The following is a 14,885-nucleotide window of genomic DNA, read 5'->3' on the forward strand; positions in this document are numbered from 1 at the left end:
TCGCAAAAGAAAAGGGCGGCCCGCAGGAGCCGCCCTCCTCCCTCATTCCGGCGGCCCGGCGTCAGGCCGAAAGATAGGCGGTAAGCTCTTCTGGCGAGATGCTCCGGCTATGATCCTTGTCCGCCTTGGCAAATTCGCCGGCGGTCGCGTTGAGCACCTTCACTGCGGGCAGGTTCGCCGATTTTCCGGCCTTGCTCTTCTCTACCTGCGCGGTCACGTCCTGGCCGCTCGCGGCGAGCAGCCAGGTGCCGAATTCGAGCGCGGTCAGCGAGCCCTTGGCGCCCTTGTCATATTTCGCCCAGCCCTGCTGCACCGCCGCCTGCGCGGCCTGCAGCTTGGCCGGATCGGGTGAAGTGGGAGTCTGCGCCTGCGCCTGCGCGCCGGGCGCGGTGGCGGTGGCGGGCGGCATCGCGCTGGTCGCCGCCTCCGCCGGTGGCGCCGTTGTCTCCGCCGGTGGCACCGTAGCATCCGGGGGCGGCACCGTGGCGCCCGTTTGCGCCTCGCCGGTCACGGAACCTTCGGCGGGGGGTATCGCTTGCTCGACCGCCGTTTCCGTGGTCGTGCTCGGGGCCGGGGCTTCCTGAGCAATGGCGCCGCCGCTCATCGCGAGCATTGCCGCACCTGCCATAAGAATAGCCTGCCTCATAAATCCTCCTATACTTGCACAGGCCCGCGCCCAAACAGGACGCAAGGCGGCAGGCTCAACGTATCTTTCGCGATCCTGTTTCAAACGGGCTGGCGAGCGCCATCCGATTCGACTGCGAAAACACGCTATTCACCGGACAGACCGTGCCGATATTGCGGCCGGCTCACATAAATTACGGAAACTTTTGCCGGAGCCGCAAAATACGGGTCTCCGGCCGCATCTGAAGCCAGGATGAGCGGCGCCACTCGATTGAACGGCCCGCCCCCCTCTGCTACCGCCCCGCCCGAAACGGCCGCCTCCCCAGCACAGGACAAAATCGCATGATCCCCCGCTATTCCCGCCCCGACATGGTCAAGATCTGGGAGCCGGAGTCCAAATTCCGCATCTGGTTCGAAATCGAGGCGCATGCGACGGATGCGCTGGCCGAGCTCGGCGTCGTGCCGAAGGAAGCCGCCGCCGCCATCTGGGAAAAAGGCGCGTTCGAGGTCGATCGCATCGACGCGATCGAGGCCGAGGTGAAGCATGACGTGATCGCCTTCCTCACCAACGTCGCCGAACATGTCGGCGAGCCTGCCCGCTTCATGCATCAGGGCATGACCTCCTCGGACGTGCTCGACACCTGCCTCGCCGTCCAGCTCGCCCGGGCGTCGGACATATTGATCGCGGATCTCGATCGGCTGCTCGAAATCCTCAAGCGCCGCGCCTATGAGCATAAGCTCACCCCCACGATCGGCCGCAGCCATGGCATCCATGCCGAACCCGTCACCTTCGGGCTGAAGCTGGCGCTCGCTTATGCCGAATTCGACCGCTGCCGCACCCGCCTGATCGCGGCAAGGCAGGAGATCGCCACCTGCGCCATTTCCGGCGCGGTCGGCACCTTCGCCAATATCGATCCGCGCGTGGAGGAATATGTCGCCGAAAAGCTCGGCCTCACCCCCGAGCCCATTTCGACGCAGGTGATCCCGCGCGATCGCCATGCCATGTATTTCGCGACGCTGGGCGTGATCGCCTCCTCCGTCGAGCGGCTCGCGACCGAGATCCGCCATCTCCAGCGCACCGAGGTGCTGGAGGCGGAGGAATATTTCTCGCCGGGGCAGAAGGGCTCCTCGGCCATGCCGCACAAGCGCAATCCGGTGCTCACCGAAAATCTGACGGGCCTCGCCCGCATGGTGCGCGGCTATGTCACGCCCGCGCTGGAAAATGTCGCGCTATGGCATGAGCGCGACATCAGCCATTCCTCGGTCGAGCGCTATATCGGGCCGGATGCCACGATCACGCTCGATTTCGCGCTCAATCGCCTGGCGGGCGTGATGGACAAGCTGGTCGTCTATCCCGAGCGGATGCAGAAGAATTTGGACAAGATGGGCGGCCTCGTCCATTCGCAGCGCGTCCTTCTCGCGCTCACCCAGGCTGGGATCAGCCGCGAGGACGCCTACCGCCTCGTCCAGCGCAATGCGATGAAGGTGTGGGAATCGGACGGCCAGCTCTCCTTGCTCGATCTGCTCAAGGCCGATCCACAGGTGGCCGCCGCCCTGTCGGCCGAGGAGCTCGAGGAGAAGTTCGACCTCGGCTATCATCTGAAGAATGTCGACACCATCTTCGCCCGGGTGTTCGGCGCGTAATCCACCGTCGCCCCCGCCACTCTCCCGTCGCCCCTGCGCAGGCAGGGGCCTATCTCTCTATCCACGCAAGCTGAGATAGACATGGGCCCCTGCCTGCGCAGGGGCGACGGAATGGCTGTGTGCGGACTCCGCTACCCCGCCCGCACATCTCCCTCGCCGGCCACGCCCGCCGTGCCGATCGACCGATCGATCAATCCCGCCCGCATCATCAGCCAGAAAAGCAATATTCCGGGCAGCGCCAGCAGCGTCGTCAGCAAGTAGAAATTCACATATCCCATCGCCTCGATCAGCGCGCCGGCGGTGGTGCCGGTTATGAGCCGGCCGACGATGCTCGCCGCCGCCGAGATCAGCGCATATTGCGCCGCGGTGAAGCGCAGGTCGCACAGCGCCGAGAAATAGGCGACCACCGTCACGCCACCGATGCCGCTGGCGATATTCTCGAAGCCGATCGCGCCTGCCATGCCCCAATTGCTGTGGCCGGCGATGGCGAGCGCAGCGAAGCTGAAATTGGAGACGGCCATCAGGATCAGGCTGATCAGCACCGATCGCTTGAGCCCCAGCCGGGCGAACAGAACGCCGCCTATGAAGATCCCGATCAGATAGGCCCAGAAGCCCATCGCCACATCGTAGATCGCGATCTCGTCATTGCTGTAGCCGAGATCGTCGAACAGCAGGCGGAAGGTGAGGTTGGCCAGCGTGTCGCCGATCTTGTGCAGCAGAATGAAGAGCAACACCAGGGCAGCCCCCGGACGCTGGAAGAATTCGACCAGCGGGCCGCCGATCGAGCGGCCGACCGCCGCCAGTCCCCTGCGCTCGATCGGCTCGCGATGCCGCTTCGGCTCGCCCATGACGAGGCCGGTCAGCATCGCCGGCAGCGCGAAGGCGGCGCAGGCCAGATAGGCGGTCTCCCAGCCCAATCGCGCCGCGATCACCAGCGCGAGCGCGCCCGCCGCGACCGATCCGATCCGCCAGCCATATTGCGACATGCCCGCGCCGGGGCCGAGCTGGCGCGGTTCCAGCAGCTCGATGCGATAGGCATCGATCACGATGTCGAAGGTGGCGCCGGCCACGCCCACCAATATCGCCGCCTGCGCCGTCGCCAGCAGGCTCGCGCTGGGATCGACCAGCGCAAGATTGGCGACCGCCGCGATCACGAAGATGCCCGCGACCAGCAGCCAGGACACGCGCTGCCCCAGCCGGCCGATCAGCGGCAGGCGCACGCCGTCGACGATCCAGGCCCACAGCCATTTGAGATTGTAGACGAGGAAGGCGAGCGTGAAGGCGGTGACGCTCTTCTTGTCGATCCCGTCCTGCGCCAGCCGCGTCGTCAGCGTCGCGCCGATCATCGCATAGGGAAAGCCGGAGGACATTCCGAGGAACAGGGCCGAAAGCGGCGCCGCCTCGAAATAGGGACGGATGCCGTCGAGGAGCGACGGCTTCTCATGCTGGACGGTAACGCCGCCCCCCGATGCGCTGTTCATCCGGACGATGATAGCGAGGCGGTTGGGCGAGGCCAGCGCCTTTTCCACGTCGCGCCGTGCCTGCCGCCCTCCTTGTCGCCGCTCCCCTCCCGTCGCCCCTGCGAAGGCAGGGGGCCCATATCTATCTCGACTTGCGCGCAAATCAGCCGAACAGCGTCAGCGCCCTCGGCTTCTTCTTCACCGGCTGGCCCGAAAGCATCGCCTCCACCGCCTCGATCGCGGCCTTCAGATCGCGCGCGCTATAAGGCTTGGCGAGGCAGCCGACCGCCAGCGCCCGCGCCTCGATCGGGCAGGCACCGGTGACGAACAGCACGGGCATCTCCTTTTCATGCGCGGCATGGGCGACGTCGATCCCATTGCCCCCGCCGGACAGGCGCACGTCCGCGAGCACCAGGTCGATCGCTTCGTGCTGGATGATCCGGATCGCATCGGCCACCCCGTCGACCGTCGCCACAATCTCGAAGCCCGCCTCGCGCAGGAAATGCTCATTGTCGAACGCGACCAGCGGCTCGTCCTCGACGATCAGGATTCGGCGCAGGATATGATGGCGATCGCGCCTACCAAAGAGCATGTCCATCCCTCCGACATCCGCTCAGGCTTGACCCCGGCGCGCTTTGGCCCGACGAGTCGGCCATCTTACCCATAACGGAGACGTTCGTGGCCAAACGGCTCACCCTATTCATTCTGATCGCGATGGTCTCCGGCATTGTCCTCGGTTTCATCCTCAATCGCACAATCGCCGATCCTGCCGGAATCGCAACGATCACAGGTTATCTTTCCATCCTGACCGATCTTTTTCTGCGGCTGATCAAGATGATCATCGCGCCGCTGGTATTTTCCACGCTGGTCGCCGGCATCGCCCATATGGGGGATACGGCCGCGCTGGGCCGGATCGGCGTCCGCACCATCGCCTGGTTCCTCCTCGCCAGCCTGGCCTCGCTCACGCTCGGCCTGATTCTCGTCAATCTGCTCGCGCCGGGTACCGCCCTGTCGCTGCCGCTGCCCGATGCGGCGGCCACGAGCGGCGTCACGAAGGGCGCCTTCACGCTCAAGGATTTCATCACCCATCTCGTGCCCAAGTCGATCTTCGAGGCGATGGCGACCAACGAGATATTGCAGATCGTCATCTTCTCCGTCTTCACCGGCGTCGCGATCACCGCCGTCGGCGAAAAGGCTGCCCCGGTCGTGCGCGGGGTCGAGGCGCTGGTGCAGATCATGCTCCAGATCACCGATTATGTGATGCGTTTCGCGCCCATCGCGGTCTTCACGGCGGTCACCAGCTCGATCGCCAAGGAGGGCCTGTCGATCCTCGCCACGCTCGGCTATTTCATGGGCGGCTTCTATCTCGGCCTGATCCTGCTCTGGGCGCTGATGATGGCGGCGGCCTTCCTGATCGTCGGCGGCCGGGCGAAGCTCCTCGCCCGCTATATACGCGATCCCTTCCTGCTGGCCTTCTCCACCGCCTCGTCCGAGGCCGCCTTCCCCCGGACGCTGGAGGCGCTCGACCGTTTCGGCGTGCCGCGCCGCATCGCCAGCTTCGTCCTGCCGCTCGGCTATTCCTTCAATCTCGACGGCAGCATGATGTACTGCACCTTCGCGACGATGTTCATCGCGCAGGCCTATGGCATCGAATTGTCGCTCGGCCAGCAGATCACGATGCTGCTGCTGCTGATGGTCACGTCGAAGGGCATTGCCGGCGTGCCGCGCGCCAGCCTGGTGGTGATCGCCTCCACCCTCGCCTTTTTCGACATTCCCGAGGCGGGCCTGCTGCTGATCCTCGCGGTCGATCATTTCCTCGACATGGGGCGTTCCGCCACCAATGTCGTCGGCAATGCGGTGGCGAGCGCGGTGGTCGCGAAATGGGAGGGCGCGATCGAGGTGCTCGAGCCCGATGTGATCGAGCCGCTGCACGCGCCGAGCCACACCGCGCATCATGGCACGCGGGGCCTGGATCTCGATCCGCAGGCTAATCGCTGAAGCCCGAGGCACCCGGACGGGCCAAAGGCACGATCCGGGTGCTGGCATGACGGGGAGGAAGGGGCTAGGGGGCGAACATGCCACAATCCGGTCCCCCCAGGCGCGAACCCGACTCTCCCCGTCGCAAGGGCAAGAATGAGCCCCAGCGCATCGCCAAGCTTCTCGCCCGTGCCGGCGTCGCCTCCCGGCGCGAGATAGAGCGCATGATCGAGGCGCGCCGCATCGCCATAGACGGCGTTGCGATCGAGACGCCCGCCACGCTCATCAGCTCGCTCCACAATGTCACGGTTGACGGAAAGCCGGTGAAGCCGCCGGCGCCCGCGCGCCTCTTCCGCTATCACAAGCCCTCCGGCCTGATCACCGCCGAGCGCGATCCCAAGCAGCGCCCGACAATCTATGACCGGCTGCCCGCCGGCCTTCCCCGGCTGATGCCCGTCGGCCGGCTCGATCTCAACACGGAGGGGCTGCTCCTCCTCACCACCGATGGCGAGCTCAAGCGCCAGCTCGAGCTGCCTTCCACCGGCGTCGAGCGCAGCTACCGCGCGCGCGCCTATGGCGAGATCAGCCAGGCGCAGCTCGAGGATCTGATCGAAGGGATCGAGATAGACGGCATCCGCTATGGATCGATCGACGCCAATCTCGAACGGCGCACCGGCGCGAATGTCTGGATCGAGGTCAAGCTCACCGAGGGCAAGAATCGCGAGGTCCGCCGCGTGCTCGAACATCTCGGGCTCAAGGTCAGCCGGCTGATCCGCACCTCCTATGGCCCCTTCGCGCTCGGCGACCTGCCCGCCGGCGCCGTGGACGAGGTGCGCCAGCATGATCTGGTCGCCTTCCGCAAGACGCTGAAATGAGCGAGCGGCTGTCATGCGCATAATCGCCGGCCAGTGGCGCGGCCGCGCGCTGCTGGCGCCGACCGGCCCGACCACGCGCCCCACCGCCGATCGCACCCGCGAGGCGCTCTTCTCCATGCTGGCCAGCCGGCTCGGCAGCTTCGATGGCCTGCGCGTCGCCGATCTCTTCGCCGGCACGGGCGCGCTCGGCCTCGAATCCCTGTCGCGTGGTGCGGCGCATTGCATCTTCGTCGAGCAGGATCGCGCCGCGCTGGACATATTGCGCAAGAATGTCGCCAAGCTCTCCGCCGCCGCCGACATCCGCGCGCAATCGGTGGCGAGCCTCGGGCCCCTCTCCCGCCCCTGCGACCTGCTGCTGCTCGATCCGCCCTATAATACGGGCGGCGGCGGCGCATTGATCGAGCGGCTGACGCGGCTCGGCTGGGCCGCGCCCGGCGCATGGGCGAGCATCGAGACGTCGCGCAGCGAGACGGCATCGGCCGGCGGCTGGACGGTCGAGGCCGAGCGCGTCCATGGCAAGGCGAAGCTCACCTTGCTGCGCTATGCCGCGCCCGCCGGAGAAAATGCCGGAGAGAATGGATGAAGCTCGCCCTGCTGCTCGCGCCGCTGATGCTGCTGGCGGCCTGTTCCGAGGAAGCGCCCGAGCTCACGACCAACAGGATCGCCCCTGCCAATATCGTCGATCCCGCCGAGGAGGAGGTCCCCGACACGTCCGATTTCGGCAATGTCGCCAGCGCCGATATTCCCGCGCTCGCCGAGGCACGCAGGGAGTTCAAGGGCGATCTGACCGACGAGGAGCTGCGCCCCGCGCTGGATACGGTGCTGATCCGCCATCATATCCAGCCGAGCGAGCAATCCTATGCCGATCTCGCCAACATGCTCGTGGCGCTGCGCAAGGCGACCGAGGTGAACGGCATAGCGAGCTTCAGCGAGATACGCGTGCTGCGCTGCATGAAGGGGCGCCGCCCCTGGCCCGAGGGCACCTCGCTCCAGACGACCGCCGATAGCTGCATCATCCGCCTGCAGGAGCCGAGCGAGTTCGTGAAGATCCCGACCAGCGAGATCGAGACGCTCGGCACGGCCGCCAAAGGATTCAAGGGCGATGTCACGCCCGATGCGCTGCGCGCCGCGCTCGATGGGGTGCTGATCCGCCATGGCCGCCGGCTGAGCGAACGTTCCTATTCGAATCTCAGCAAGAAGCTCATCTCGCTGCGCAAGAAGGCGGAAGCGGAAGGACGCACCGACATCAGCGAAATGGGCCTGCTCGCCTGCATGCGCATGGCCGATGTCGGCCCGGTCGAAACCTCCCTGTCCGACGCCGCGACCAGATGCGCGGACGGAACGCCGCAGGAGGGAAAGGCCGCCATTGCCCTCCCGCGCGCCGTTCCCTAACTGTTCGCCGGTGACCAGCACCCTCCCTTCCGCCGAACCCGCCTATCTCCAGGGCCTGAACGAACCGCAGCGCCAGGCCGTGCTGACGACCGAGGGCCCCGTGCTCGTGCTCGCCGGCGCGGGCACGGGCAAGACGGCGGCGCTGACCGCGCGCCTCGCCCATCTCGTCGCCACGCGCCGCGCCTGGCCATCCGAAATCCTCGCCGTCACCTTCACCAACAAGGCGGCGCGCGAGATGAAGGAACGGATCGGCCGCCTATTGGGCGATATGGTGGAAGGCATGCCCTGGCTCGGCACCTTCCACGCAATCGCCGCCAAGATGCTCCGCCGCCATGCCGAGCTGGTCGGCCTCGAATCGAATTTCACGATCCTCGACACGGACGATCAGCTCCGCCTGCTCAAGCAGCTCATCATCGCGGCCGGGATAGACGAGAAGCGCTGGACCGCGCGCCAGCTCGCCGGGATCATCGATCGCTGGAAGAATCGCGGGCTGCCCCCCGCCGATATCGACGCGGGCGAGAGCGAGACCTTCGCCGACGGGCGCGGGCAGGAGCTGTACCGCGCCTATCAGGATCGGCTGCGCGCCGTGAATGCCTGCGATTTCGGGGATCTGCTGCTCCACACGCTCACCATCCTCAAGACGCATCGCGACGTGCTGGCGCTCTATCAGCAGCGCTTCAAATATGTGCTGGTCGATGAATATCAGGACACAAATTCCAGCCAATATCTCTGGCTCCGCCTGATCGCGCAGGAGCGCAAGAATATCTGCTGCGTCGGCGACGACGATCAGTCCATCTATAGCTGGCGCGGCGCGGAAGTGGCGAACATATTGCGGTTCGAGAAGGATTTTCCCGGCGCCGCCGTCATCCGGCTGGAACAGAATTACCGATCGACGCCGCACATCCTTGCCGCCGCCTCGGGCCTGATCGCCAATAATGGCGGCCGCCTCGGCAAGACGCTATGGACCGACGTTGCGGAAGGCGAGAAGATCCGGATCGTCGGCGTATGGGACGGGCCGGAGGAAGCCCGCCGCATCGGCGACGAGATAGAGGCGATCCAGCGCCGCGGCGGCAGGCTGGAGGATGTCGCCATCCTCGTCCGCGCCCAGTTCCAGACGCGCGAGCTCGAAGACCGCTTCATCGCGATCGGCCTGCCCTATCGCATCGTCGGCGGCTTCCGCTTCTATGAGCGCGCCGAAATCCGCGATGCGCTCGCCTATCTGCGCGTCATCGCCCAGCCGGCGGACGATCTCGCCTTCGAACGCATCGTCAACGTTCCCAAGCGCGGCCTTGGCGACAAGGCCGTCGCCAAGCTCCACATGCTCGCCCGCGCGCAGGGCATTCCACTGACGCTCGCCGCCGCGCGCATCCTCGATACGGACGAGCTGACTGGCGCCGCCCGCCGCTCGCTGGGCAATCTGGTGGGCGACATCGCCCGCTGGCGCGACCGGCTGTCTGCCCTGCCCCATGCCGAGCTCGCCCGGCAGATGCTCGACGAATCGGGCTATACGGCGATGCTCCAGGCCGATCGCTCGGCCGAATCCGCCGGGCGACTGGAAAATCTCGCCGAGCTTGCCCGGGCGATGGAGGAATATGAGACCCTCCCCGCCTTCCTCGAACATGTCAGCCTCGTCATGGACAATGATGCGGACCGGGAGAGCTCCAAGGTCACGATCATGACGATCCATGCCGCCAAGGGACTGGAATTCGACACCGTCTTCCTCGCCGGCTGGGAGGAAGGCGTCTTCCCCTCGCAACGCGCGTTGGACGAGGGCGGCACCGCCTCGCTGGAGGAGGAACGCCGCCTCGCTTATGTCGCGATCACGCGCGCGCGCCGGCAGTGCATCATCTTCCATGCCGCCAATCGCCGCATCTACGGCCAGTGGACCTCCTCCATCCCCTCCCGCTTCGTAGGCGAGCTTCCGCCCGCCAATATCGAAAGCGAGACGACCATGTCGGGCGGCGAATCGCTGTGGCGCGCCCAATGGTCCGAACAGGGCGATCCGTTCGGCGACATCGCCCGCGGCACGGGCCGGGGCCCCGGCTGGCAGCGCGCAGCCGTCGCTGGCAATATGCGCAGCCAGCCAGGCCGCGTCGTGGAGAGCCGGGCATCCGCCGTCAGCTTCGCCGCCAAGCCGCGCAGCGACGTCTCGATCGGCGCGCGCGTCTTCCACAGCAAGTTCGGCTATGGCGCGGTCGCGGAGATAGACGGCAACAAGCTGGAGATCGATTTCGAACATGCCGGTCGCAAGCGCGTGCTCGACAGCTTCGTCACACCTGCATGAAATCACTACGCTCGGGATGAGCGCGATCAGATAGAAAATGCTCTGAAAACGGAGTCGAACGGAGAGGACGCAGCGGCATGAAGGATCTTGCTTCCGCAGATTTCGACAGGCTCGCCGGCACCGCATCCGCCGCCTCGCGGGACGGGCTTCCCCTTCCCCGCCGCTATCGGGCTATCGCCGCAATCTCCTTCGGCACCGCGCTGGTCGTGATCGACGGCACGATCGCCACCGTGGCGCTTCCCACCATCGCCCGCGATCTCGGCGTCGCCGGATCGGCGGCGGTCCTCGTCGTTACCGTCTATCAGCTGGCGCTGGTGATGACGCTGCTTCCCTTCTCGGCGCTGGGCGACCGGATCGGCCATCGCCGGCTCTACCAATATGGCCAGTTCCTCTTCCTCGTCGCCACGCTGCTATGCTTCTTCGCGCGGAGCCTGCCCTTCCTACTTGTCGTGCGGGTGGCGCAGGCGCTGGGTGCGGCCGCTTCGCTCAGCGTCTCGACCGCCATGATCCGTACGGTCTATCCCGCGCGCCAGCTCGGTCGAGGGCTGGGCGTCAACGGCGTCGTCGTGTCGAGCTCCGGCGCGCTCGCACCTACCCTCGGCGGTTTCATCCTCGGCGTCGCGCCCTGGCCATGGGTGTTCGCTATGGGCGCGCCGCTGGCGCTGCTCGCGCTGCTGCTCGGCCGGGCGCTGCCCGATCCCGAGCCGCATGACGCGCCCTATAATCTGCTCGGTGCGTTGCTCTGCGCGCTCACCTTCGGCCTCGTCATCGGCGGGCTCGAGGCGCTGGTCCATGGCAGCTCGCCGGTCGTTTCCGCCGCGATCGTCGTAGCCGGCCTCGTCATCGGCTGGATCTTCGTCCGCCGCGAGCTGGGGGAGAAACAGCCGGTGATGCCGGTCGATCTGCTCGGCCGTCCCGTCTTCGCGCTTTCGGTCGCCGGCGCCTTCACCACCTTCATCGCGTCAATGACCTTCCTGCTCTCGCTCCCCTTCCGGCTGCAGCATGAATTCGGCTTCTCGCCCGGCGAGGTCGGCGCGCTGATCGCGCCCTGGCCGCTGACGAGCCTGTTCGTCGCCCCGCTCGCCGGCGCGCTCTCGGATCGTTTTCCGGCGGGCCTGCTCGGTGGGATCGGAATGGCGATCGCGACCGCCGGGCTGCTGCTCATGGCCTGGCTGCCCGCCGATCCGGCCTGGATTGACATCGCCTGGCGCATGGCGCTGTGCGGCGCGGGCTTCGGCCTGTTTCTCTCGCCCAATGCGCGGCTCATCATCGGATCCGCCCCGCGCGAGCGCGCCGCCTCGGCCGGCGGCCTCATCTCCACGACCCGGCTGACGGGGCAGACGCTGGGCGCGACGCTGCTGGCGGCGCTGCTCGCGCTCGGCATCGGCGGGGGATCGGTGCCCGCGCTCCTCGCGGCTGGGCTGGCGATGGTCGCCGGCCTGTGCAGCGTCGCCCGCCTCAACCCCGCGATCCGCAATCCGCCGGTGCAGGAAATCGCCGACATCTGATCCGGAAACCATCCGACCTCCCGGCGTTGATCAAACGCCAGGCCGAGGGAGGACATGATGCCCTACATCAAGACCCGCGATTCCGTGGAGCTTTACGTCAAGGATTGGGGCGATGGCCGGCCCGTCATCCTCACCCATGGCTGGCCGCTCAATGCCGACAGCTGGGACGATCAGGCGCTCCTCCTCGCCAATGCCGGCTATCGCGTGATCGCCTATGACCGGCGCGGCTTCGGCCGGTCGGGCCAGCCCTTCAACGGCTATGATTATGATATGCTGGCCGATGATCTCGCCGAGGTGATCGATGCGACGGGGGTCACGGATGCCACCATCATCGGCTTCTCGATGGGCGGCGGAGAGATAGCGCGTTACCTCTCCCGCCATTCGGACAGGAAGATCATCAAGGCAGGCCTCGTCGCCTCCGTCGTCGCCTATCTGCGCAAGGACGAGACCAATCCCGATGGCGCGGATGATTCGGTGTTCGAGGGGATCAAGGCCGGCATCCTCAAGGATCGGCCGCATTTCTTCGCCAGCTTCGCCCAGAATTTCTATGGCGTCGGCTATATCACCAGCCCGGTGAGCCAGGAGGTGCTCGATCATTTCCTGATCCTCGCGCTCCAGGCGGGGCTCAAGGGCACGGTCGCCTGCGTCGACGCGTTCGGCAAAACGGACTTCCGTCCCGACCTTCCCGCCTTCACCGTGCCGACGCTGATCATCCATGGCACCGGGGACAGGATCGTGCCGATCGATCCTTCCGCCCGTCAGGCCGCCGCCGGCATTCGCCATAGCCGGCTGATCGAATATGACGGGGCGCCACACGGGCTGAACATCACCGAAAAGGATCGGCTTTCGGCCGATCTGCTCGAATTTCTAGCATCCTGATAGACTTTTTGTTGCCGCGCCGCCCGAAAGCGGCCTAGACGCCCCTCATGGCGCGGCAGGATCACCCTTTCGACTTTCGCGATTTCCGCTTCTACTTCGCCGCCCGGCTCGCCACGACGCTCGCGCAGAATGCGATGGTGGTCGTCATCGGCTGGCAGGTCTATGATATTGCGCGCCGGACGATGTCCACGTGGGAGGCCGCCTTCCAGCTCGGCCTCGTCGGCGTCGCGCAATTCGTGCCGCTGCTGCTCCTCACCCTCGTCGTCGGCTGGACGGCGGACCGGATCGACCGGCGCTGGATCGCGCGCGCCGCCCTGCTGCTGGAGGCGGGCTGCGCGGCAATGCTCGGCCTGTTCGCCTGCTATGATGCGACGACGCTGCCGGTGCTGTTCGTCGTCGCCGCGCTGCTCGGCGTCGCGCGCGCCTTCGCCAGCCCCGCGCTTCAAGCGCTCGCCCCCAATCTCGTACCCCGCGCGCTGCTGCCGACCGCCATCGCGATGAGCTCGATCGCATGGCAGACGGGCGGCATCATCGGCCCGGCGGCGGGTGGCTATCTCTACGCCCATGGCCATCATCTGCCCTATCTGGTGGCGAGCGGCCTGTTCGGCGCCGCCTTCCTCGCTTTGCTGCTGATCGGCCCGGTGCCGCGCTCCGCGCTCGACGGAACGACCAATCCCTGGAGCCAGATGGTCGACGGGCTGCGCTACGTGCGGCGCAACCGGCTGGTGCTGGGCGCGATCTCGCTCGATCTCTTTGCCGTGCTGCTCGGCGGGGCCACCGCGATGCTGCCGATCTTCGCGCGCGACATACTCCATGCCGGATCGGAAGGGCTCGGCCATCTGCGCGCGGCGCCCGCGATCGGCGCGGCGCTGACGGCGCTGTGGTTCGCCTTCCGGCCGCTGCGCCATGATGTAGGGATGAAGATGCTGGCGGCGGTGGGCGTGTTCGGCACGGCGACGGTCCTGTTCGGCCTGTCGCGCTCGATGCCACTGTCGCTCCTCTGCCTCGCTTTGCTGGGCTCGGCGGACATGGTCTCGGTCTATGTCCGCCAGTCGCTGATCCAGATCCACACGCCCGATGCGATGCGCGGCCGGGTGGGCGCCGTTTCCACCCTCTTCATCTCGGCATCGAACGAGCTGGGCGAGGCCGAATCCGGCTTCCTCGCCGCGCTGGTCGGGCCGATCGCGGGGGTGGTGTTCGGCGGCGCCGGCGCCGTCGCGATCGCCTTCCTCTGGGCCCGCCTCTTTCCCGAACTCAAGAACGCCCGTACCTTCGATCCACCGAAGACGCGCCAAGACGCCCCCGGACAGGAGCAAGCGATATGACCAAAGCCGCCAATATCCTCGAGACGATCGGCAATACGCCGCATATCCGCATCCAGCGGCTGTTCGGCACGCGCGCCGAAGTCTGGATCAAGTCCGAGCGCTCCAATCCCGGCGGATCGATCAAGGATCGCATCGCGCTCTCGATGATCGAGGATGCGGAAAGGAGCGGCAAGCTCCAGCCCGGCGGCACGATCGTCGAGCCGACTTCGGGCAATACCGGCATCGGCCTTGCCATGGTCGCGGCGGTAAAGGGCTATCGCCTGATCCTCGTCATGCCCGAATCCATGTCGCTGGAACGCCGGCGCCTGATGCTGGCCTATGGCGCGACCTTCGATCTCACCCCGCGCGAAAAAGGGATGAAGGGCGCGATCGAGCGCGCGATCGAGATCGTCGAGCAGACGCCCGGCGCCTGGATGCCGCAACAGTTCGAAAATCCCGCGAACATCGACGTCCATGTCCGTACCACCGCGCAGGAGATATTGGCCGATTTCCGCGATGAACCGATCGATATCCTGATCACCGGCGTCGGGACGGGCGGCCATATCACCGGCGCGGCGGAGGTGCTGAAAAAGGCCTGGCCGGGGCTCAAGGTCTTCGCGGTCGAGCCCACCTTGTCGCCGGTCATCTCGGGCGGCCAGCCGGGCCCGCATCCGATCCAGGGCATAGGTGCGGGCTTCATCCCGGCGAACCTGCATACCGCGCTGCTCGATGGCGTGCTTCAGGTCGATCCGGCGGATGCCAAGGAATATGCCCGCCGCTCCGCGCGCGAGGAAGGATTGCTCGTCGGCATCTCCTCCGGCGCGACGCTCGCCGCCATCGCGCACAAGCTGAAGGAGGAGCCCGACGCGCGCATCCTCGGCTTCAACTATGACACGGGCGAACGCTATCTTTCCGTGCCCGATTTCCTGCCGGAATAA

Annotated in this window: 13 protein-coding genes; 10 read left to right on the forward strand and 3 right to left on the reverse strand. The window is 66.5% G+C overall.

Annotation, left to right across the window (positions count from 1 at the left end; all coding sequences use genetic code 11):
• Window positions 1-61 precede the first annotated feature (61 nt).
• On the reverse strand, window positions 62-628 hold the full coding sequence (locus tag CLG96_RS18830) for a hypothetical protein (RefSeq protein ID WP_165799670.1): 567 nt from the start codon (window positions 626-628) through the stop codon (window positions 62-64).
• Window positions 629-966: 338 nt separating this feature from the next.
• On the opposite strand from CLG96_RS18830, the gene purB reads away from it, so the two are divergent.
• Complete coding sequence (purB, locus tag CLG96_RS15130) at window positions 967-2,268, forward strand: adenylosuccinate lyase (RefSeq protein ID WP_107969096.1); 1,302 nt, start codon at window positions 967-969, stop codon at window positions 2,266-2,268.
• A 131-nt stretch (window positions 2,269-2,399) separates the two neighbouring features.
• Here purB and CLG96_RS15135 read toward each other — a convergent pair whose 3' ends face one another.
• The gene (locus tag CLG96_RS15135; protein ID WP_107969097.1) at window positions 2,400-3,749 is read right to left on the reverse strand and encodes an AmpG family muropeptide MFS transporter; all 1,350 of its coding nucleotides are present in this window, start codon (window positions 3,747-3,749) and stop codon (window positions 2,400-2,402) included.
• 142 nt (window positions 3,750-3,891) lie between these two features.
• Window positions 3,892-4,320: a response regulator gene (locus CLG96_RS15140; protein WP_107969253.1), complete on the reverse strand. Its 429-nt coding sequence runs from the start codon at window positions 4,318-4,320 to the stop codon at window positions 3,892-3,894.
• A gap of 86 nt (window positions 4,321-4,406) precedes the next feature.
• Here CLG96_RS15140 and CLG96_RS15145 point away from each other — a divergent pair, with 86 nt between their 5' ends.
• From CLG96_RS15145 to cysK, 9 genes are all read left to right on the forward strand, one after another.
• On the forward strand, window positions 4,407-5,726 hold the full coding sequence (locus tag CLG96_RS15145) for a dicarboxylate/amino acid:cation symporter (protein WP_107969098.1): 1,320 nt from the start codon (window positions 4,407-4,409) through the stop codon (window positions 5,724-5,726).
• Between the two features lie 77 nt (window positions 5,727-5,803).
• Entirely contained in the window at window positions 5,804-6,580 is a 777-nt protein-coding gene (locus tag CLG96_RS15150; RefSeq protein ID WP_107969099.1) for a pseudouridine synthase, read from the forward strand.
• Window positions 6,581-6,593: 13 nt separating this feature from the next.
• A complete protein-coding gene (gene rsmD / locus CLG96_RS15155; RefSeq protein WP_107969101.1) occupies window positions 6,594-7,163 on the forward strand; it encodes a 16S rRNA (guanine(966)-N(2))-methyltransferase RsmD in 570 nt (189 codons plus the stop codon).
• Window positions 7,160-7,972 (forward strand): hypothetical protein, encoded by an 813-nt coding sequence (locus tag CLG96_RS15160; RefSeq protein ID WP_107969103.1) that lies wholly within the window; start codon window positions 7,160-7,162, stop codon window positions 7,970-7,972. Before rsmD ends, CLG96_RS15160 begins: the two co-directional genes overlap by 4 nt.
• Before the next feature lie 10 nt (window positions 7,973-7,982).
• Window positions 7,983-10,256, forward strand: coding sequence for an ATP-dependent helicase (locus CLG96_RS15165; protein WP_243395816.1), 2,274 nt, complete (start codon window positions 7,983-7,985; stop codon window positions 10,254-10,256).
• A 77-nt stretch (window positions 10,257-10,333) separates the two neighbouring features.
• Window positions 10,334-11,764 carry an MFS transporter gene (locus CLG96_RS15170; protein WP_107969106.1) on the forward strand — a complete coding sequence of 477 codons (1,431 nt, stop codon included), beginning with the start codon at window positions 10,334-10,336 and terminating at the stop codon, window positions 11,762-11,764.
• A 57-nt stretch (window positions 11,765-11,821) separates the two neighbouring features.
• Window positions 11,822-12,643, forward strand: a complete 822-nt coding sequence (locus CLG96_RS15175; protein ID WP_107969255.1) for an alpha/beta fold hydrolase — start codon at window positions 11,822-11,824, stop codon at window positions 12,641-12,643.
• Window positions 12,644-12,690: 47 nt separating this feature from the next.
• Complete coding sequence (locus tag CLG96_RS15180; protein ID WP_107969108.1) at window positions 12,691-13,968, forward strand: MFS transporter; 1,278 nt, start codon at window positions 12,691-12,693, stop codon at window positions 13,966-13,968.
• Window positions 13,965-14,885, forward strand: a complete 921-nt coding sequence (gene cysK / locus CLG96_RS15185) for a cysteine synthase A (protein WP_107969110.1) — start codon at window positions 13,965-13,967, stop codon at window positions 14,883-14,885. The genes CLG96_RS15180 and cysK overlap by 4 nt, the downstream gene beginning before the upstream one ends.

The organism is Sphingomonas oleivorans (assembly GCF_003050615.1).
Classification (GTDB): Bacteria; Pseudomonadota; Alphaproteobacteria; order Sphingomonadales; family Sphingomonadaceae; genus Sphingomonas_H; species Sphingomonas_H oleivorans.